At 40.2% G+C, this 19,526-nt stretch carries 18 protein-coding genes and 1 other RNA gene; 10 read left to right on the top strand and 9 right to left on the bottom strand.

The features are described 5' to 3' along the window. The first annotated feature begins 50 nt into the window (after nucleotides 1-50). A complete protein-coding gene (locus AAG747_RS17255) occupies nucleotides 51-524 on the top strand; it encodes a DUF3347 domain-containing protein (protein ID WP_346822453.1) in 474 nt (157 codons plus the stop codon). 61 nt (nucleotides 525-585) lie between these two features. Here AAG747_RS17255 and AAG747_RS17250 read toward each other — a convergent pair whose 3' ends face one another. After that, nucleotides 586-1,509 carry a hypothetical protein gene (locus tag AAG747_RS17250; RefSeq protein WP_346822452.1) on the bottom strand — a complete coding sequence of 308 codons (924 nt, stop codon included), beginning with the start codon at nucleotides 1,507-1,509 and terminating at the stop codon, nucleotides 586-588. Between the two features lie 261 nt (nucleotides 1,510-1,770). Here AAG747_RS17250 and recO point away from each other — a divergent pair, with 261 nt between their 5' ends. Together recO and hflX are read left to right on the top strand one after the other, a co-directional pair. After that, nucleotides 1,771-2,451 carry a DNA repair protein RecO gene (gene recO, locus AAG747_RS17245; protein WP_346822451.1) on the top strand — a complete coding sequence of 227 codons (681 nt, stop codon included), beginning with the start codon at nucleotides 1,771-1,773 and terminating at the stop codon, nucleotides 2,449-2,451. 270 nt (nucleotides 2,452-2,721) lie between these two features. Next, nucleotides 2,722-3,951 (top strand): GTPase HflX, encoded by a 1,230-nt coding sequence (gene hflX, locus AAG747_RS17240; RefSeq protein WP_346822450.1) that lies wholly within the window; start codon nucleotides 2,722-2,724, stop codon nucleotides 3,949-3,951. Nucleotides 3,952-3,979: 28 nt separating this feature from the next. Here hflX and AAG747_RS17235 read toward each other — a convergent pair whose 3' ends face one another. Next, nucleotides 3,980-4,396: a response regulator gene (locus AAG747_RS17235; protein WP_346822449.1), complete on the bottom strand. Its 417-nt coding sequence runs from the start codon at nucleotides 4,394-4,396 to the stop codon at nucleotides 3,980-3,982. A gap of 425 nt (nucleotides 4,397-4,821) precedes the next feature. Between AAG747_RS17235 and AAG747_RS17230 the strand changes: the two genes are divergently transcribed. Together AAG747_RS17230 and AAG747_RS17225 are read left to right on the top strand one after the other, a co-directional pair. Continuing rightward, nucleotides 4,822-6,123 (top strand): sensor histidine kinase, encoded by a 1,302-nt coding sequence (locus AAG747_RS17230; RefSeq protein WP_346822448.1) that lies wholly within the window; start codon nucleotides 4,822-4,824, stop codon nucleotides 6,121-6,123. A gap of 4 nt (nucleotides 6,124-6,127) precedes the next feature. Further along, the gene (locus AAG747_RS17225; protein ID WP_346822447.1) at nucleotides 6,128-6,643 is read left to right on the top strand and encodes a TIGR00725 family protein; all 516 of its coding nucleotides are present in this window, start codon (nucleotides 6,128-6,130) and stop codon (nucleotides 6,641-6,643) included. A gap of 5 nt (nucleotides 6,644-6,648) precedes the next feature. Here the strand turns inward: AAG747_RS17225 and AAG747_RS17220 are convergent, their stop codons facing one another. Next, nucleotides 6,649-7,206, bottom strand: coding sequence for a DUF2911 domain-containing protein (locus tag AAG747_RS17220; RefSeq protein ID WP_346822446.1), 558 nt, complete (start codon nucleotides 7,204-7,206; stop codon nucleotides 6,649-6,651). A 256-nt stretch (nucleotides 7,207-7,462) separates the two neighbouring features. Between AAG747_RS17220 and AAG747_RS17215 the strand changes: the two genes are divergently transcribed. Both AAG747_RS17215 and AAG747_RS17210 read left to right on the top strand, forming a co-directional pair. Then, nucleotides 7,463-8,269 carry an eIF2B alpha/beta/delta subunit family protein gene (locus AAG747_RS17215; RefSeq protein WP_346822445.1) on the top strand — a complete coding sequence of 269 codons (807 nt, stop codon included), beginning with the start codon at nucleotides 7,463-7,465 and terminating at the stop codon, nucleotides 8,267-8,269. A 56-nt stretch (nucleotides 8,270-8,325) separates the two neighbouring features. Continuing rightward, on the top strand, nucleotides 8,326-9,156 hold the full coding sequence (locus AAG747_RS17210) for an MBL fold metallo-hydrolase (protein ID WP_346822444.1): 831 nt from the start codon (nucleotides 8,326-8,328) through the stop codon (nucleotides 9,154-9,156). A gap of 7 nt (nucleotides 9,157-9,163) precedes the next feature. On the opposite strand, the gene AAG747_RS17205 is transcribed toward AAG747_RS17210, so the two are convergent. Further along, nucleotides 9,164-10,060: an EcsC family protein gene (locus AAG747_RS17205; protein ID WP_346822443.1), complete on the bottom strand. Its 897-nt coding sequence runs from the start codon at nucleotides 10,058-10,060 to the stop codon at nucleotides 9,164-9,166. Between the two features lie 1,126 nt (nucleotides 10,061-11,186). On the opposite strand from AAG747_RS17205, the gene AAG747_RS17200 reads away from it, so the two are divergent. Further along, nucleotides 11,187-11,423 (top strand): hypothetical protein, encoded by a 237-nt coding sequence (locus AAG747_RS17200; RefSeq protein WP_346822442.1) that lies wholly within the window; start codon nucleotides 11,187-11,189, stop codon nucleotides 11,421-11,423. Between the two features lie 134 nt (nucleotides 11,424-11,557). On the opposite strand, the gene AAG747_RS17195 is transcribed toward AAG747_RS17200, so the two are convergent. Continuing rightward, complete coding sequence (locus tag AAG747_RS17195) at nucleotides 11,558-12,712, bottom strand: sigma-54-dependent transcriptional regulator (RefSeq protein WP_346822441.1); 1,155 nt, start codon at nucleotides 12,710-12,712, stop codon at nucleotides 11,558-11,560. A gap of 384 nt (nucleotides 12,713-13,096) precedes the next feature. After that, nucleotides 13,097-13,502, bottom strand: an RNA gene (gene rnpB, locus AAG747_RS17190) — RNase P RNA component class A. Between the two features lie 303 nt (nucleotides 13,503-13,805). Here rnpB and AAG747_RS17185 point away from each other — a divergent pair. Together AAG747_RS17185 and AAG747_RS17180 are read left to right on the top strand one after the other, a co-directional pair. After that, nucleotides 13,806-14,885: a DUF1573 domain-containing protein gene (locus AAG747_RS17185; RefSeq protein WP_346822440.1), complete on the top strand. Its 1,080-nt coding sequence runs from the start codon at nucleotides 13,806-13,808 to the stop codon at nucleotides 14,883-14,885. Between the two features lie 302 nt (nucleotides 14,886-15,187). Continuing rightward, a complete protein-coding gene (locus AAG747_RS17180; protein ID WP_346822439.1) occupies nucleotides 15,188-16,564 on the top strand; it encodes a 3-keto-disaccharide hydrolase in 1,377 nt (458 codons plus the stop codon). A gap of 142 nt (nucleotides 16,565-16,706) precedes the next feature. On the opposite strand, the gene AAG747_RS17175 is transcribed toward AAG747_RS17180, so the two are convergent. The 3 genes from AAG747_RS17175 to AAG747_RS17165 form a co-directional block, all read right to left on the bottom strand. After that, nucleotides 16,707-17,096 (bottom strand): response regulator, encoded by a 390-nt coding sequence (locus AAG747_RS17175; RefSeq protein WP_346822438.1) that lies wholly within the window; start codon nucleotides 17,094-17,096, stop codon nucleotides 16,707-16,709. A 2-nt stretch (nucleotides 17,097-17,098) separates the two neighbouring features. Next, nucleotides 17,099-18,238 carry a sensor histidine kinase gene (locus AAG747_RS17170; RefSeq protein ID WP_346822437.1) on the bottom strand — a complete coding sequence of 380 codons (1,140 nt, stop codon included), beginning with the start codon at nucleotides 18,236-18,238 and terminating at the stop codon, nucleotides 17,099-17,101. 200 nt (nucleotides 18,239-18,438) lie between these two features. Then, complete coding sequence (locus tag AAG747_RS17165) at nucleotides 18,439-19,317, bottom strand: sterol desaturase family protein (RefSeq protein WP_346822436.1); 879 nt, start codon at nucleotides 19,315-19,317, stop codon at nucleotides 18,439-18,441. Nucleotides 19,318-19,526: the final 209 nt, after the last annotated feature.

Raw genomic sequence — 19,526 nt, 5'->3', positions numbered from 1 at the left:
GAAAAACACGGGGTAGCATTTTTTCTATTCAAAAAAATCAAATCAACGTTATGAAATTCAAATCAATAATTGCATCAATCGCTCTGGTATTCTCGACTACTGTAGTAGTTGCACAACAAGCCGGGTTTTCAGAAAAAGCACTGGGAACAGCTGTTCAACAGTATTTAATTTTAGAAAATAAACTCGTGGCCTCTGATGCGGGAGAAGCTCAAAAGGCAGCTCAACAATTGCAGACTGCTCTGAAAAAGGTAAAAAATAACCAAACGATTTTGCAATATGCTGAAAAAATTGCTTCGAGCACTCAATTAGATAAACAAAGAGTTGCTTTTAGTTCTTTGTCCAATGCCTTAATTGCTTTGGTTGAAAAAAGTGAATTTACTTCAGGTGCACTTTACAAAGCCTATTGCCCTATGGCCAATGGCAACCAAGGTGCTTATTGGCTCAGCAGCAAAAATGAAGTATTGAATCCTTATTTTGGCAATAAAATGCTAAAGTGCGGTGCCGTCAAAGCCACATTAAAGTAAAAACAACAAAAGCGGTGGAATTAACATCCACCGCTTTTGAGCTATTAGAACAATTCTTTTTCTATTTATCCAACCTTTCGTAGTAGTAAAGCACCGCTTCTACATTACTACGCTCTTCGCTCAAAGTATAAAATCCATTGCCTGAAGGATCCCAAGCAATCGCCTCTCCTTGAGGCTCTACCTCATAATACAATTCTTGTGGAACCTGACTCAACAAGGCTTCAGCCACGGTTTGGTTTTCGGCACGCGGCCAATAGAATATCTTGTCGTAGTTTTTCAACAGAATTTCCGTTCCGTTGGCAGAAATATCTCCTCCGTTACTATTATGCACAGGAATTTCACCGTAATACTCTGCTACGATCACGGTATCCAAAGAATGAGGACTGGGCAAACGGTAGATCCGATTTTTCTCTTCTCTTTTGGAAACAATCCATAAATCTCCCGTCAAAGGGTCAGCCATCAAGGCTTCGGCATCACGTTTTCCATCGGGATACACAAACTGTATATCCTCTACCTCATTCACCAAGTGCTCCCCTTCCGCATCCCACACCGGTTCTTTCAAGCGATAAATATGCTTGGTATCATATTGAGCATTATTATCACCCATTTCGGCAATGTACAAATAATGCACCCCCTCTTCAGGTCCTTTGCCAAGAGCGATGTCTTCCCAATCGCGTGCCGGGAGTTCATTCAGATAATAGGTAGCCAGGTTTTTTCCCTCTTTGTCAAATAAAAAAATCCGGGACGTATCCCCACTATCATTATGTGTCCAAAACATTCCAACATTGCTCCGGGAAGCAACCAAGCCGGAAGCTTCGTTGATTTCTTCGTTTGCCAAAGTCCCTTCCTTCGTTAAGGCTGTCTCAAATGCATATTCAATATCAGGTTCCTCCGGGGCTTTACTTTCATTATTGTTATTACAAGCGAAGAAGCCCAACAACAATCCGGCTGTCAGGCATTGATACAAAGTGCGGGGTTTTAACATTACAATTATGAATTACAAATCAAAAATTACTTTGAAAGCTATTGAAACAGTAAGAAAAATTCAGGAATTCAGAGCCAAAGGTACAGAAAACAAGGTAAGGAATTCATACAAAACACGGCTATTTTTGGCAAGCCATATCTACGGTATACAGAAGAGGCTGTTCGGGCTATTTCTTTTCATATTTTATAATTCTACCGGAACGTACTTCAATGTATGTGAAACTCGTACCTTTGCAGGTTACCGACTCATAGCATTCAAAGAATGATTTATAAAACACGTAGTATCGTCTTCACTTTTATCCGTTACCGGGAAAGCTCAATCATTGTCAAAATATATACCGAGCGTTTTGGCTTGAAGTCTTTTATTGTCAATGGAGTCCGTAGCAAAAAAGCCAAAACCAACCATATAGCCATGTATCAACCGTTATCATTGTTAGATACGGTGATTTACCATAAAGAGTCCTCCAACATTCATCGCATTTCGGAGGCCAAATTGCTTCACCCCTTCCAAACGATTTCCTTACATCCCTTTAAAACCACCATTGCTATTTTTATTACTGAAATACTGAGCAAAGCCATCAAAGAAGAGGAAGAAAACCCGCAATTATTTCATTTCTTATGGCAAAGTTTTATTACATTGGATCAATTAACTGAGCATTTCGAAAATTTTCATATCCAGTTTATGTGTCAATTGCCGGACTATTTGGGCTTTGGTTTCAACACGCACCAGGAGTTAGCCAACCAGCTCTTGCATTTTTATCCGGAAGACCCTGTCAACACAGAGAAACTAAAACAGGTAATTGACAGCACTTATCAAGAATATATTCCCCTTAACCGGCACCAACGCCACAGCTTGTTAAATACGTTGATTAAATTTTACCAACTACATTTGGAAAATTTCGGACAAGTTAAATCTTTGGAGGTTTTAAGTTCGCTGTACTAAATGTAGCACACCATACAGGCCAAAGTTCTTGTACAGGAAAGGATAAAGTAAGCATTCATGATGCCAACTATTTCAGAAAGCATAGCTTAAGTACTTCATTCTTAAGGGGGCTTTTCTCTCTATACCTTACCTCTAAGCAAAGAATTATATGTATTTTTGTAAAATAACATCAAATCCTATGTAACAGATAATATAACACCTCAGCAAAGCCTACGAAACCGGACATGCTCCGGTATGGAAAATTAATGTACATCAAAAGGAGAGGAATCGTTGAAAAAAGAACTTTATTATACAGAAGAGAAACAACCTACCGCGGTTTTAGTGGCCGTATCCAACCATCAACAAACCGCTGAGCAAACCCAGGAATACCTGGATGAATTGGCTTTTCTGGCAGAAACCATGGGGATTAAAACCCTGAAATCCTTCACACAAAAGCTTGATAAAATTGACCCAAGGACTTTTGTGGGAAAAGGAAAGCTGGAAGAGGTTAGCAATTATGTAAAACAATATGAGGTAGATATGATCATTTTTGATGATGATCTATCCACTTCGCATGTCAAAAACCTGGATCGTGAATTAAAAGACTGTTTGGTCATCGACCGGAGCTTGTTGATTTTGCAAATCTTTATGAAGCGGGCCAAAACCGCTCAAGCCAAAACGCAAGTGGAGCTCGCCCAGTATCAATACATGCTTCCCCGCCTGACCAACTTATGGACACACCACTCCAGACAGCGAGGAGGTATCGGGATGAAAGGCCCTGGGGAAACCGAACTGGAAACGGATAAAAGGATTATCCGGGATAAAATCAGCTTGTTGAAAAAGAAGCTGGAAAAATTGGACAAACAAAGCCATGTAAGGCGAAAGTCCAGAGACCGGATGGTACGTGTTGCCTTGGTGGGTTATACCAACGTGGGCAAATCTACCTTGATGCAGGTGATCGGAAAAGCCGATGTATTTGCGGAAAACAAACTGTTCGCTACGGTAGATTCTACCGTAAGGAAAATGGTATTGTATAATATACCCTTTCTACTGACTGATACGGTGGGTTTTATTCGTAAACTCCCCACTACGCTGATTGAAAGTTTTAAATCTACGTTGGACGAAATTGTAGAGGCAGACATTCTTTTACATGTAGTGGATATCTCACATGACTCTTTTGAGGAACAGATTGATGTGGTCAATAAGACGTTGGCTGAAATCGGGGCACAGGATAAAACCAACATTCTCGTGTTCAACAAAATCGATCAATTTACCAATAAAGAATACCCTCCGTTTGAAGAAGATAATCCCCCCAGTACGATTGCCGAGTGGAAGCAATTGTATATGGGCAAGGATGAAAAGGCTATTTTTATCTCAGCAATCCAAAAGGAAAACATTGAAGAGTTAAGAAAAGTCCTCTTTGAAGAGGTATCTAAAAAATTCTACGAGATCTTTCCCAACCACGAGAAATATGACTACAACCAATTGTGGTTTACGGAAGATAAAAAACAGGAATCATAGTCTTCTATGATTCCTGTTTTGAGGGGGGTTATACGGCAACATGTTGTATAATCTCCCTGATTCCATTGAGGGCCTCCTCCGTCAGTGGTTTTGTGACAAACTTCAATACATAGTCATTATCCACGATCTTATCTATGTCCCGTTTATTATCCGAACTGGATAGAATTACCACCCGGCAATTTTTCTTGGTTGTTTCAGAAAACTTATCAAATTCGTATAAAAATACAAATCCATCCACCACTGGCATATTGATATCCAAAAAGATTATGGAAGGTAATTTTTCCGGTTGATCTTTATGTTCTTGCAAATACTCCAATGCACACTTTCCTGAATTTTTTATGATTATATTGGACGCGAAGCCGGTCAGTTCAATGATACGTTTATTTATGAAATTATCAGTATCATTATCGTCCACTAACATCACTAAGTCAAGTGCTTTACTCATAAAACGTGAGGGTTAATTACTAAATAAATCAGGGAATTTATATCTACTTGTTTACTATTATTCTCTTTGTTATCACTATAATAACCCTCTTTTTTTCTGGTTATTTCAGCAGTTTTTAAATAAATAGATTTCACTATTATTTTTAGGTATTTATCACTATTTTTTAGTCTTTTTTGATAAAAAATCCACTATTTATAAATTCTTTATCTACTTATTCCTTAAATTTTCTAAAAAAATCTATATATATTTAAATACCTAATAAAAGGTATTATTAATTTCTTACTTTCAATACCTCTCCCCTACTATCATTGCAATCAACATACTTACTCAACACAAGCCTGAAACAGGCAACCATCATTCAGTCTTACAATCAACAAATAATTTAATAAAACAAACAATCAACAATCTATTAGACGACAAGTTAAATGCTAAGAACTTCAAGTAACCATTTAGACTCGAACCCTCTTCAAGTACACCTGGAAGTTGGAAAAAGTATTCATTCAGGCAAGAGTTCGGTCAAAGAAATTCTTCGGATACTACAAGCCGCCCTACAACCTTCTGGGGTTTGCGCCTTAGGTATAGGGCAATTCAAAGAAGCAACTTTAAACGTAAAGCACTTTATCTATAAAGAAGAAGAGCCTCCTCCGTTTTCCTTATCCCTACTTTCTTTCAATAACTTAGATTTTATGAATGTACCCAATACTTATAAAATCATTCGACAACCCTCCCAATTCTTCAGCCCCCCTCCCTTCTTTATACAGAGTTCTATTCCTTTACAATCGCTATTTCTCCTCGCATTCAACAATCAACAAGTATTTATTGCTTTTAGCCAACAGGAAATCACAAACTCATTGACCCAACTTCTCCTCAGTTTATCAGGATATATTCATATGGCCTTTAGCAATGAAAGCCTACGGCATACCTCTCAAAACACACTCCAGCAATTGGTCCAAGCCGAAAAGCTGGCCATTGTAGGCCGGATGACTTCCGGTATCACTCATGAACTCAACAATCCGGTCAATTTCCTTTCGAGCGGGGTAGTGCCATTGCGATCGGACCTTACCTTATTAAAAAAATACTACTATTTACTCTATCAACATATTCCCAAAAATTACCTGGCCAAAGTAAAAGAGGAAATGGCAGTTGACTCTGAATTTCTTTTTGACGAAATTGATTCATTATTGGCAGGGATAGAAGAAGGTGCAAAACGGATAAAAGAGATCGCGATCGGACTGAGAAAGTACAAAGGAATCCCCGAGCATAAATGGCAATTTTCCAACCCGGAAGAAGGCTTGGACTCTACCCTTTTGCTTCTGAAACACTGGACCAAAAATGCCATTAAAATAAACAAATACTACGGAAACTTACCATCGATAGAGTGTATGCCGGGCAAATTGAACCAAGTGTTTATGAACTTACTCACCAATGCCATCCATGCCCTGGAAGACCAGCACGACTTAGTAGAAAAAAGCATTAGCATTCACACAACAGAGCAAGAAAACAGCATTACCATCGGTATTGAAGATTCCGGAAAAGGAATGACTAAAGAAGTAAAGGAACAAATCTTCGATCCTTTTTTCACGACCAAAGCCACTGAAAAAGGATCGGGTTTAGGGCTTTCGATTTGTTTGGAGATTATTAAAAGCCATAAAGGCAGTATTTCGGTACAGAGTACACCGGAAACAGGGACGAAATTTGAAATTACATTACCCAAAATACAAACCTGAAATTATGAAACCACTTCGACTTCCGCAAGCAACTGTAATTGGCGATTCCGAAACCGATGAGGCCACTTATCAAATGGGTGAAAAGATCGGTCAAATTTTAGCAGAATTAAGTTTTACCGTGATTACAGGAGGGCGGGGTGGCATCATGGAAGCGGTGAGCAAAGGAGCTCATGATAACGGGGGAACGGTAGTAGGAATTTTACCCGGAAGCGACCTCAGTCAAGCCAACCCGTATTGTCATATAGTGATCCCAACCGGAATGGGACATACCCGCAACGCACTAACCACCTTAGCTGCCGATGTGGTTGTGGCAGTGGGGGGTGGAGCCGGCACTTTATCGGAAATCACTTTTGCCTGGTTGTACCACAAACCTATTTTGGCCCTCACCGGAAAATCCGGCTGGGCGGATGAACTTGCCGGCACCCGACTTGACCAACGCCGAATCGATTTGATTTTACCTTGTTATTCCTTAGAAGATTTACAACAGGAGCTCACCCAAATCAGTGACAATTTCGGCTAAGTTTATCAGGAACGTTTTCGTACGGGAAAGGCAATATCCAGATCATCCCATTTCAGGTGAATGAGGATTCCGTTCTCCGTTTCTTCCATCGAAATGGTAAACTGCTCCAACACTTCCGGCTGGCGCACTACAGGGGCTTTAATTTTCACGGCATCCAACGAGTAGTCAGGTTCCCACAGCCCCCAACGGTCAGCTTCCCTGTTCAGTACAATCTCCCATTCTTGTTCATTTGGAATGGTATAAAAAGAATAACGGCCCGCATTCAATGGCTTGTCGCCAAAATAAATCTCTTGGTTTACTTCAAATGTAGTCGCTTCATTCGCTCCGGTACGCCAGTATTCCCCATAATACTCCAATGCTCCAGAACCCTTTTCTCCAAAAATCAAGCGATCTTTCTTATAAGGCCTACAATATACCATCTCCAATAAAACATCATCCAGCACATAACGAACGGTATCTTTGGGGCTATGTGAGCGGGTGGTGGCTGCTTTGTAACCTAGTATAGAAAAAAAGATCAAAATCCCTACTCCTACTATTAAATATACTTTTGTTTTGATTGACATATGTATTCCTTAAATCAGCAGATTATCAGGTACTAATTTATAATTATATTTGGATTTTATATGCTCAAAATTCTTGAAAAGCGTCAATTTCATTTATTTTGTTCTTCCTCATACCTACAAAGAGTACAGAAAACGATGGGATGCTTGCAATTCCCCGGAACAAAGCTCCAAACAATCATTTTTCTATTTGCCAACCTTCTTCTGCTTAATCTTGTACCTTTATCCTTACCTACGGCTCACCCTTTATTCCGTTTTGATGATGAAAACTCTTTTTGCGAAAATCAAAAAAGACCCGACTTCAGGCTCTTCCATCCATTTGAAAAACCTGATCTGTCAGCTTCAACAATACATGAAAGACGGAGTGGATCGCAATACCTTATACAAAGGCCTGCTCGAAGTTCAACAAGTCTTCCCTTTGTTCAAAGTATTGGAACATTTCATTGAAGCATTCCGGAAAGCCCCAAGCCAAACAGATATCCCAGCCTTTATCATGGCTTACCAAAAACAATGGTCTGCAATCAACGAGCAAGTAGCCAGTAATGCCTTAAACTATCTCAACCTGGATCGCAAAACTCTCTTATTACATTCCAACAGTGGTGCTATCCAAGCGATTTGTCAACTTGCCAAAGCCCAGGGGCAAAATTTCAAAATCATACAAACGGAATCCCGCCCTGCGCATGAAGGGAGGCAACAAGCCCTTTATTTGGCCAACTCCGGCATCAAAGTGACGATGGTTGCCGATACCGCCATCACACGGGAATTTCCACCATGGGATATGGCCATAGTGGGAGCGGATGCAATCTTTCAGGATGCGTTTATTAATAAAATCGGTACATATGGCATCGGCTTGGCTTGTAAGGAGCTACAACGCCCTCTGTTTCTTTTGGCGGACAGCCGGAAACTTGCCCGGCAAAAAGTTTCTCCGGAGCTTAAGGAAGCTCGCAAACCAGCAGACGAATTGTGGCCCGGAGCCCCTTCTTTGATTGAAGTAAGCAATTATTATTTCGAAAAAACCCCACTTCACTTGATACAAAAATGCATCACTGAAGAGGCATTGTTATGAAATGCGTGAATTTTTGATAAATTTATATGAATAAAAAATAGGTTGAATACATATTGATGAGTATCAAGGTAAAATTTTATGGCACCCGCGGATCCATTCCCGTATGCAATCCGGAATTTCAGACATATGGGGGAAACACCACTTGTATCCTACTCTCTTCTCCCGACTCTGATGCAATTGGTATTTTTGATGCGGGTACCGGCATCCGGGACTTGGGAAAAGACCTAGTCAATGCTCCCGGAGCTTTGCCGAAAGATATTTTTTTAACTTTCAGCCACTTTCATTGGGACCATATACAGGGCTTTCCCTTTTTTGCTCCGGCTTATATCCCTCAACAGTCCATAACGCTATTGGCTATGGGAGAAAAACGCGCCACTACGAATTTGAAAGAGATCTTTGAGAATCAAATGCAAGAGGCCTTTTTTCCTGTAAAACTGAACGAGATGGGTGCCAATTTTCACTTTACTTTTTTCCAATCCGGCTCTGCCATTTTAGGTAAAGCGCACCTCAAAGCTATTCCACATCAACATCCCGGCGGAGCTTATTCCTACCGGGTAGATCAAGGCAACAAATCCGTGGTCATTTGTACGGACATCGAACATGGCCCATCCATTGATCAAAATATTGTGGAATTTGCCCGAAATGCCGACCTCTTGATTCACGATGCACAATTTACACAAGAAGAACTACGCACAAAATCAGGATGGGGGCACAGTAGCTATGAGCAAGCGATTGAGGTAGCACGACAGGCTGGCGTAAAACAATTGGTGATGACTCACCATGACCCCGATCATGACGATCAGTTTTTAAAGAAAATAGAGGTTCAATGCCAAAAACTATTTCCAAACTGCCTGTTGGCAAAAGAGAAAATGGAAATAGAAATATAAAGCTTCTCTATTGTTCCCAATCCGAAGCTTGATTTTCCTCATTCAACAATTCTACATTATTTCCTTTCAGTTCAAACACTTCCGTTCCGTATTTTTCAGCTAAAAAGCGCTGTTTATATAGCCAATGGGCAATATCACACACTTCGGTAGTAAAGTAGGCATTAAAACCGGTTCCAATCACCGCTCCGTGTATGGGAATAAGTTGGCCGACTTTTGCTTTCAACAATTGAATAGATACGGAAGTAGATAGCTTTTTGAGCATTTGGATAAAGGTCGGTTTATCTACCTCTCTATTTTGTGATCCTGTCATTTCCAAAGCGTTTTTTATTAAGCGACTTTTGATTTGTTCTTTGGCCGCTTCGTCCATCGTGGAGGCATATTCCAGGATATTCAAGGCAAACAGTTTTTCCTGTTGTAAAGAGATATCAAACCCAAAATGAGTAGCGTATTCACCAATGGCTTGTTGATTTAAAGTTACTAATGCAATGATGTCTGTAGGCATACTTGACAAGGTATTAGAAGACTTTTGCTTGACAGAGGCAAGCGTTTTGTACTTATTGCAAACATCACCTAATACCTCTTCAATTTCTTCCAGATCGAGAGTAGCAATATCTTGAGCAGATACAATATGCTGATGGCCTGCTTGAATAAATTTAGAATAAATTTCCGTTTGATTAAACTCCCAATTAGCCAGGTCCTGCCATACTTCCAAAAAAGTTTGATTGGTTTTGTTCAGAGCGGCTTCTACCCCCGGAATTTTTTTAATAAACTGCCCGGCTTTGGCAATGGACCTTTGTAGGGTTTGTAAAAATACGGGCACCTTTTTTTCATTCTTCCAGTCTTCAAACAATTTCACTTCCTGCAATTCATAATTGGAAGGTTCTTCTTTCTGAGGCTGCTTCATTAGATTTCACGTCAATTTATTAGCTTGTAAGTGATTTAAGTTTATGGTATAATTACTTGGTTATCGGAACTGTTTAGGTACAATTCTCATTTGAAGCTGGTCGAATTTGGGCTTGAAAGTACTCTTGTGCGTCAATTGGGTGTACGTAATTTTTTTCGGTTTAGGTTAAACTTTTTTAGGGGAATTTTTGATGACCCTTCAAAAAAACCATAACAACTACCACAATCAAAAAGTATAACATATGTACATCGAACTTTTTTGCAGTAAACACGAGCCTAACCTTGCAGCTTTCTCCTCCTTCTCCATACAAAAACAACACAATGAATCCCATTGATTGAGAGTTAATTACATACATCATCAAAGGTATATTTTCCCTTAGTAAATCTTTTACACTTAATACCAACGTTTATTATGATTTACAAATTTGTACTAACGGCACCTCACTATTATTGGGAGGAAGAATTTAATGATGATAAAGCCGAACGAAATGCCACTTTACTTATTGAAAAGGCTTTCCAAACTTCTCAAAGGAGAAACTCAGCCGTAAAATTAGAATTTTTCCAATTTAGGCGTTCCAGTTTTGAATATGTATACATGCTGGAAGTAAAATATCCCAAATCAAAACTCAAGTAGGCATAAACCGAAAAGTAATAAATTCATTCTTACAAACAAACTTCCGCCCTCTACTGAAAGAAACCCTTCTTCGGAAACCACTTAATTATCAAGTTATTCCAAAGCCTCACCCCCTCATAACCAAACTGCCATTGAAATAATATTCGTGACGGACACTGTGCATTTTCACAAAGGATTTTTTTACCTTCACATAGGATAACTCACAAAATTTCTAAGTAACTTAGCGCGTCAAACATAATTTACTCTCTATAGCAGGCCACCTCATAAATAAATATTTATTGATATCTTTCTTTAGTAGAAGAGATTGTAAATATGATTCATCCTATTTAGAAATTTTCAATTCGTCTCTTTTCACCTACAGTGAATTTTTGATTCGCTTGCAATAACAATTTTCCATCAAATCTCGTTTTGAAGAACAACTCCTAAATACGGCTGGCTTAAGTCGTTGATGATGGGCCAGTCATCGTTAACAATCCACAAACTAGCGGCAGAAATGAAAGCGTATATTCCACAAATTAACACTAAAACAGAACTCCTGAATTATTTTAAAGAAACGGAGGAGTATATCGAAACCCTTACCCAATACTTTGACGGTATTGTAGAAAACAGTCATACACCTCTGAGTAACAATGACAGAGAAAGGCTAAAAAAAGCCATTGACTTGGCCGAACAAGGTCTTTCCGAAATCACACAGCGATTGAATACCTTAAAAACTTTGACAGAATCTTAAAGTAAAGTTCCCATATACAAAAGGCCCGCACCTATACCAATGCGGGCCTTTTTATCATTCCGTATTCGATGCCAAGAGGCTTCTCGAAAACACAAACTCCAGCCGGTTTCATATAAGGCTGGCAGCTTTTGTATTTACAAGTACTTTTCTACATCTTCTTCTGTAATTACTTTGTTGGTGCACATGATGATCAAGCGTTCCACCACATTGCGTAACTCACGAATATTGCCTGACCATTCATGCTCCTGCAATTTCTTGATGGCTCCCTCCATGACTTTGATTTTCGCCTCTCCGTATTCCACTGCGATATCCTCTACAAATTTATCTACCAGTAATGCGACATCCCCGATACGGTCTTTTAAGGGAGGCACATTAATCACAATAACACTAAGCCGGTGATACAAATCTTCCCGGAAGCGCTTTTCCTCTATCTCATGTTTTATATCCTTATTGGTTGCCGCGATCACCCGCACATTTACTTTGATTTCTTTATCCCCACCTACACGGGTAATTTTATGCTCTTGTAATGCTCTTAATACTTTGGCTTGGGCAGACAAACTCATATCTCCGATCTCATCCAAAAACAAGGTCCCGCCATTGGCCTGTTCAAATTTTCCAATGCGTTGTTTGTGAGCCGAAGTAAAAGAACCCTTTTCATGCCCAAACAACTCACTCTCTATCAATTCGGAGGGAATGGCCGCGCAGTTAACCTCTATCATAGGAGCGGACGCTCTGGAACTGCGTTCATGTATCCAACGGGCTACTAACTCTTTCCCCGAGCCGTTGGGCCCCATAATCATTACCCTGGCTTCGGTGGGGGCTACTTTTTCAATGGTATCTTTCACATCCTGAATAGCCGGTGAGTCTCCGACAATTTCAGTGGCCCCGGAAATTTTCTTTTTTAAGGCTTTGGTTTCTTCTACCAAACTGCCTTTGTCCAATGCATTGCGCACTGCCAAAAGCAAACGGTTCAGATCCGGGGGTTTGGAAATAAAATCAAAGGCTCCTTTTTTGGTGGCATCCACAGCCGTTTCAATATTTCCATGGGCCGAAATCATGATAAACTGAGCCTTACAGCCTAGCTCCATGGCTTTTTCCAATACCTCAATGCCATCCATCTTAGGCATTTTCACGTCACACAATACCACATCAAAATCCTCTTTTACCAACATCTGAATCCCTTCCTCTCCATCCTTGGCTTCATTTACTTTGTACTTTTCGAACTCAAGAATCTCACGTAGGGTAAAGCGGATACTCTTTTCATCATCAATAATCAGAATCTTGGCCATAAGTTGACATATATTAGATTGCTACAACCTATCCTGAAGGAGAAACACACCTAACAGAAAGGAGCTGTAAGTATATTTTGAAATAAGGATTACACATTCAAAGTAACCTGCTCAAACGCAAGTAAAGTCGCGAGTTCATTTCAACAATGAGAACAGTTCCCTTTCTTTCTCTGTGAACTTTAGAGCAGGTTTAAATTTCATCCTTTGGCTCAAAAGCTCTCACATCAAGAACCTCAGCGCAGTATTTTGAGAACCCTAAACGGAACATTTATATCACCAAAGAGGCGCACCTCTCACAGCAAGTTTTCAACATACTCTTACCTTTCCGCCAATTGTTGGATGGTACTCATTCAAATGTAAAGCTATTTTAGCAATAAAAAAACAAGAAATATAAGCCCTGTAAGCCGGGTTCTGTCTCCACTTGCGTGGAGTCTTATCATTTATCTAGGCTGCTTGTTGCCAAACAGCTCCATCGACCTACCCATTTCGCCATTCTCATCAGAGAAACAGGGCGAGCAACCCTATCATCTTTTTCAAGATCAAGCGAAACCTATTTGGTCTTTCAACCCGCAAGGTTTACCCTGCCCCTACTGTCACCAGCAGGGCGGTGGGCTCTTACCCCACCTTTTCACCCTTACCTTGCCGGATTGCTCCGGAAGGCGGTATTTTTTCTGTGGCACTTTCTGTATTCCGGTTGCCCGGAACCCTTCCCGTTAGGAAGTGCGGTGCTCTGTGTTGCCCGGACTTTCCTCCCTCTGCTTCTGCAGAGAGCGATAAGACAGGCTTATATTTCTTATTTTCAAGAGGTACAAACTTAAAAACTATCCTTGTAGCAACCAATATTTAAAAGAGAGAAAGCAAAATATTTGCTTCGTAGTGTGTCTTCTCCCCTCTGGCTAAGAAGTATGAACAAGGTTTTCTAAGCCTGTATACGGCACTGTTTTCCAAGCCCCAAGTCCACTTTTCCGGCAAGGCATAAGTTTTGGTGTTTGGGCCTTTCTTCGGCTTGCTTCTTGAGGAATAGATTTTTTTTATGAACTTTACCACATATTTTCACATATGTACCTCTACACCAATTTCAGTGAGCCGAATTATGAAAAAAATACTATTACTTTTTAGCGGGCTATTTTTGGGACTTCTTCAAGTATTTGCCCAGGGAAGCCCCATTTCGGTATTACAAGATTCTATTTTTTTAGGCAGGTTCAAACAAGAGAACTTTCCGGTCACTCATACCTTTGATTTCCGGGTAACAGCCCCCCAACCCGTCAAGATCAAAGAAATAGAGACCGATTGCGCTTGTACGGTTGCCCAATTTCCCAAGGAAGAATTGGCTCCGGGCAGTTCACACAGTATACAAATCACCTATGACCCTTACAAGCCCGGTTTCTTTGAAAAAACATTTACACTCAAAATAGAAAACTATTCTCAGGAAACTACATTAAAAATCACAGGATTTATTCAGGCATTTGACCTGAAGCCTTCCGTTGATTACCCTGTGGAGAAAGGCAACTTGCGCTTCAAAGGCAATAATATCCATTTGGGAACCATCACCAACCAAGGCGTGCTGCGAAGGAAAGTCGAGTTTTACAACAATAGCCAAGATACCGTGGTCATCAGTGACACCCTGATCACCCCTCCACATATTGAAGTGGTTGTTGAAAATACGAAAAGAATTCCGCCAAAAAGTATAGGGTCCTTCACATTGTTCTACCATCCGGAAATAAAAGATGATTTCGGGTTTATGTTAGATAATATTGTATTATTTACGGAAGATGAGGTTGATAACCGAATTCCTTTGACCATCTCGGCTTCCATCAAACAATATTTTTCGGAAGAATCTTTACAAAATACTTCACAAGCTCCGAAAATCTCTATCAACCCACCTGTCAAAAACCTGGGAAAAATCAAGCTGGAAGATTCCAAAATCATCAGTTTTACGGTAGTTAACAGTGGTCCGACTGAATTGGTAATTCAAAAAATCTCGCCGAACTACGGTTGTGAAGTGCTTTCGCTGGAATCCTATAAAATAGCGCCCTACAGCAGTGTTAATTTGAACATTAAAATCAATAATATAGGGAAAATAGGTACACAAGACCGGTCCGTAGTGATATTTTCAAATGACCCGGTCAATACCATTAAGGAACTGGTGGTACGTTTTTACGCTTTGAAATAACCCTCTTGGTTCATATGGCATCACTTGCACTGAACAGAATACCCTATAACAGTTTTTACAATGCTTAAAAGGCTCCCCCCTTCTAAGCATTGTTTCTTTGTATGAAGCCCGTTAGTGCTTGTTTCCCCCTAGGAAATACCCTCCCTTTCAAAACAGCCTTCAACCTTTCTAAAAGCCGCAAAACACAAAATTTTCATCAAGCCTTTCTGCCATATCCATTCCTACTATTTATATTTGAAGAAGTATTCACCAGGGAACACTCCCTCATTTTTTTAAAAACAAAAATTAAAGTAGATCGAAAGATGAAAATGAAATCACTACACTTCATGTTTTTTTGCTGCTTAATAGCAATACAATCGGTTGCACAAGACGGTTGGATTCAACTCTTCAACGGAAAAAACCTGGATGGTTGGAAACGCTTAAACGGAAAAGCTGAATACAGAATTGAAAACGGAGCCATCGTTGGAACTTCCAAAATGGGAACTCCCAACACTTTCCTTTGTACGGAAGAAATGTACGGGGACTTTATTTTCGAAGTAGAAGTAAAAGTGGATCCCCGGTTGAACTCCGGAATTCAAATCCGTAGCAATAGCCTGCCTAACTACCAAGATGGACGAGTACACGGTTACCAAGTAGAAATAGACCCCAGTGACCGGGCCTATAGCGGAGGAATTTACGATGAAGGGCGCAGAGGATGGTTATATCCATTAGCCCGCAACGAAAAAGGACAAAAAGCTTTTCAGGTAAGTAAATGGAACAAATACCGCATTGAGGCCATTGGCAATACCCTCCGGACCTATATCAACGGTGTACAATGTGCCAATTTAGTAGATGATGTGACTGCCAAAGGCTTTATTGGCTTACAAGTACATAGCATTTACGACAAGTCGATAGAAGGGGCGGAAGTAAGCTGGAGAAATATCCGTATCAAAACCCAAAACCTGGAAGAAGAACGCTGGACCGTACAACCCAATGCCGTAGAAGTAAACTTTATTCCCAACACCCTCACCGAATACGAAAAAAGAAAGGGGTGGAGATTGCTTTGGGATGGAAAATCCACCAAAGGTTGGAAAAGTGCCAAAGGGGGAAAATTCCCTAAAAAAGGCTGGCGTATCAAAAACGGAGTGTTGAAAGTGGAATCTTCCGGAGGAGAAGAATCTGCTCATGGTGGAGACATTATCACAGAGGAGCTATTTACCAACTTTGAATTGATCGTAGACTTCAAAATCACCGAAGGAGCCAACAGTGGTATCAAATATTTCGTAGATCCTGAGTTAAACAAAGGAGCTGGTTCGGCCATTGGTTTGGAATTTCAGATTCTGGATGACAAAAAGCACCCGGATGCTAAAAAAGGCGTAAAAGGTAACCGTACCTTAGGCTCTCTGTACGATTTAATCACGGCTACTAACCTATCCGTACCCAACAGAGGGAAAGTCTTTAAAGGTATCGGCAACTGGAACAGAGCAAGAATACTGGTAAAAGACAATAAAGTTGAGCACTGGCTTAACGGTGCTAAAGTAGTGGAGTTTGAAAGAGGCTCTCAAATATTCCGCGCCTTGGTTGCTTACAGTAAATACAAAGATTGGCCAAACTTTGGAGAAGCAGTTGCCGGCCCGATTTTATTGCAAGACCATGGAGATGAGGTATTCTTCAGAAGTATTAAAATCAGGGAATTCTAAAGAAATAGAATAAATCAGGGATACGATCCGGCCTGGAATAGATTACTTCCGGGCCGGCTTGTTTTCTAAGCAGCCCAATCATTTCACGTCATGACTAGCACTGCCTGGATAGATGTTATTTACCTTAACGGCATCACCTTCTTTATTTCGCCTCCAATAGATTTTTCAGTTTTTCGGCCGTTACAGGCTTGGTAACGTACCCACTTACAAAAGGATTATATGCGGCTTTTTCCATATCTTGTTCATTGATAGAAGAACTAAGCATATAGATGGTCAACTCTTTTTTCAGGTTTGATTGAATTTTAGCAAATTCTTCCAGAAAATCCCATCCATCCAAACCTGGCAAATTAATGTCTAGTAAAAGCAAGTCAGGTAATGCCTCTTGTTCTTCACAGGCAGTTTTAAAAAACTCGATAGCGGATTCTCCGTCCAAAAAAGGTAACAAGCGCTTGGCCAATTGATACTTTTTTACAATTTCATCAATGATAAAATGAACCACCTCATTATCGTCAACCACTGCTAAAGTATCCACATTCATAGTGTTTTGTTTTGAGATTGAAAAATAATGGTAAAAACAGTTCCCTGCCCTACCTTGCTTTCCAGCGAAATTCGGCCTCCCATGGATTCCACCTGACTTTTGGTGAGAAATAAACCCAAGCCGCGGGCATCTTTTCTTCTATGAAACGTTTTATACAATTTAAATACTTTATCCCCATATTTTTGCATGTCCAGCCCCAAACCATTGTCCTTGCAACTAAATACAACCTCACCGTTCTGCCTGGCACTTGACAAATGAATTTCCGGTGCGCGGTGTGGAGAGCGGTATTTCAAGGCATTGCTTAGTAAATTTAACAAAATATTTTCAAGGTATATTTTCGGATAAAAAATAGATGGGCAGACTGAAAAGTCATAGGTAATTTGGGCGTTGGCATGGTTAATCTGGTTGGTTAAATTACGAGTCACCTCATACAACACATTTTCAAACTGCAATTCTTCATAATGTAAGCCATGGTCTTTCGTCACTTTTACTACACTATGTAGCTCGTCCAATACCACCATTAACTGATTGGATACCGAGCGAAGTTTTCGCACATACAACTGTTGCTTAGCCGGATTTTTTTCGTCTTCATACAGTTGGATCAAGGAAACCAAATTGCTGACCGGCGAACGCAGATTGTGAGAGGTTATATCTCTGAACTCATTGAGTTGCTCGTTTTGATGCGCCAGACTAAGAGATAATTTTTCTAATTCATAAGTCCGTTCCTGAATGATTTCTTCCAATTGAATAGGCGATTTCAAAGCTAGGGCTTGAGGCATCACTTTCGCCAGACCCACTATTGTTCCCCAAGAAACCAATGCGGTAATAAACAAGATCAAGCCACTTAAGCGGTAAGCCGGGTAATAAAAGAGAAGGGCATCCATCAAATGTGTAGTACCACAGGCCAGGATGAAAAGAATAAACAACCAAAATACCCTTACAAAAGGGAGCTCGTGCTTTCTTTGTTTTATAAAATAGAACAGGATTAGCGGAATGGTAAAATAGGCCGCCCAAATCGCTAAATTGGAAAAAATATACAACCAACCGTGAAACTCCGTCCAAGTTCCGCAAATCCACCGGGGAGGCCAGCTTTCGGCAAGGAATAGTTTTTTTAAAAAATCTACTACTTGTTCCATATCAATATCAAAGGGGAGTGAAATTGATGCAAAAAATTAATTGTTGCAGGACCGGTAGGTTTAGTACAATTTTTTCTGGTTACGGAATAACTGCCGTATTCTTAGGAACAAGTTACAAATAATCAGAGGAAGAATACTAGTATTTAGGCAAAAAAGCATTCTTAACTTTCCGGAAAAATGCCCTTATTTTTTCCGGAAAGTTATTTTTTCAGTTTTCGAAAACCATAAATTGCCTGTTTCCAAAAGGAATGAGGAAAGTCTTCCATACCCGGAAACCCCAAGCGCACATTTCTTCCGCTTTTGGGCAAATAAGCAGTACCGAATAAATAATCCCAGATACTTAGCGACAGGCCGAAATTGGCCCCATACTTATGTTTCTCCGGCAAATAATAGGCATGATGCCAGATATGCATGGCGGGATTGTTGAACAGGTATTTAAAAGGCCCAAGGCTAAATGTAAAATTAGCATGATTAAAATGCCCGATACTCAAAGCGATGATATGAACGATAAAAAAATCATCAATACCAAAACCGATCATGGCCAATGGAATATATTCCAGACTGCGGTAAACCACCGTTTCCATCCAGTGAAAGCGCAAATGTGCGGCAAACCCCATTTGCTCTACCGAATGGTGTACTTTATGAAACTCCCAGAGGTATCGATTCCGGTGTAATAGACGGTGCACCCACCAATGAATAAAATCCCGCACTACAAACAAGCTTAGCAATTGCCCCCATACCGGCCAGGAGCTGACTTCAATCGCTACCAAATTCGTCATGCCGACTTGGCTCAATGCCTTATTGAAAAAATTGACCAGAACTTCGGTGGCCGCATTATAGATCAACAGCGAAAAAAGGAAGAAGTTAAAAAACATATAAAAGAAATCCAGCCAAAAGTCTTTCCGGAACTTAGCCTGTCCCTTCCTCCAGGGCCTTAGTAACTCCAACAAGAAAAAAAACAAACTGACAGCCAAAAGCCAATAAAAGTAGTTTTTCCAGTGCGGATGGGTGATTTCCCGCCATAAATAAGAAGCATAATCCACATACCCTTTCCGAATAAGCTCAACTATATTTTCCATAAGTGCCCTTCTACTTGATCTATTCCTGAAAATTACTCAAAAAACTCCTTTTATACAGAAAGGCTTGTTGATGTTGTTTTTTCTTTAATGACAATCCGTATTCTTGCCAGTAGCTCAGGTAAGGGTGCAAGCGACTAGTATTCTATCAAAGATATTGTTTTCAAAATATCTTCTGTTGAGTTTGTAGCAGAACTCGTCCAAGTAGTTCT

The sequence above is a fragment of the Rapidithrix thailandica genome (assembly GCF_039710355.1).
Lineage (GTDB): Bacteria > Bacteroidota > Bacteroidia > Cytophagales > Flammeovirgaceae > Rapidithrix > Rapidithrix thailandica.
The sequence above is the reverse complement of the archived record's forward strand: the minus strand, read 5'-3'. Positions and strand labels throughout refer to the sequence as shown.

Excerpts from the sequence above, each read along its gene's own strand:
- AAG747_RS17255 (WP_346822453.1), top strand. The coding sequence starts at position 51 with ATGAAATTCAAATCAATAATTGCATCAATCGCTCTGGTATTCTCGACT.
- AAG747_RS17250 (WP_346822452.1), bottom strand. The coding sequence starts at position 1,509 with ATGTTAAAACCCCGCACTTTGTATCAATGCCTGACAGCCGGATTGTTG.
- recO (WP_346822451.1), top strand. The coding sequence starts at position 1,771 with ATGATTTATAAAACACGTAGTATCGTCTTCACTTTTATCCGTTACCGG.
- AAG747_RS17235 (WP_346822449.1), bottom strand. The coding sequence starts at position 4,396 with ATGAGTAAAGCACTTGACTTAGTGATGTTAGTGGACGATAATGATACT.
- AAG747_RS17230 (WP_346822448.1), top strand. The coding sequence starts at position 4,822 with ATGCTAAGAACTTCAAGTAACCATTTAGACTCGAACCCTCTTCAAGTA.
- AAG747_RS17225 (WP_346822447.1), top strand. The coding sequence starts at position 6,128 with ATGAAACCACTTCGACTTCCGCAAGCAACTGTAATTGGCGATTCCGAA.
- AAG747_RS17220 (WP_346822446.1), bottom strand. The coding sequence starts at position 7,206 with ATGTCAATCAAAACAAAAGTATATTTAATAGTAGGAGTAGGGATTTTG.
- AAG747_RS17215 (WP_346822445.1), top strand. The coding sequence starts at position 7,463 with ATGATGAAAACTCTTTTTGCGAAAATCAAAAAAGACCCGACTTCAGGC.
- AAG747_RS17210 (WP_346822444.1), top strand. The coding sequence starts at position 8,326 with ATGAGTATCAAGGTAAAATTTTATGGCACCCGCGGATCCATTCCCGTA.
- AAG747_RS17205 (WP_346822443.1), bottom strand. The coding sequence starts at position 10,060 with ATGAAGCAGCCTCAGAAAGAAGAACCTTCCAATTATGAATTGCAGGAA.
- AAG747_RS17200 (WP_346822442.1), top strand. The coding sequence starts at position 11,187 with ATGAAAGCGTATATTCCACAAATTAACACTAAAACAGAACTCCTGAAT.
- AAG747_RS17195 (WP_346822441.1), bottom strand. The coding sequence starts at position 12,712 with ATGGCCAAGATTCTGATTATTGATGATGAAAAGAGTATCCGCTTTACC.
- AAG747_RS17185 (WP_346822440.1), top strand. The coding sequence starts at position 13,806 with ATGAAAAAAATACTATTACTTTTTAGCGGGCTATTTTTGGGACTTCTT.
- AAG747_RS17180 (WP_346822439.1), top strand. The coding sequence starts at position 15,188 with ATGAAAATGAAATCACTACACTTCATGTTTTTTTGCTGCTTAATAGCA.
- AAG747_RS17170 (WP_346822437.1), bottom strand. The coding sequence starts at position 18,238 with ATGGAACAAGTAGTAGATTTTTTAAAAAAACTATTCCTTGCCGAAAGC.
- AAG747_RS17165 (WP_346822436.1), bottom strand. The coding sequence starts at position 19,317 with ATGGAAAATATAGTTGAGCTTATTCGGAAAGGGTATGTGGATTATGCT.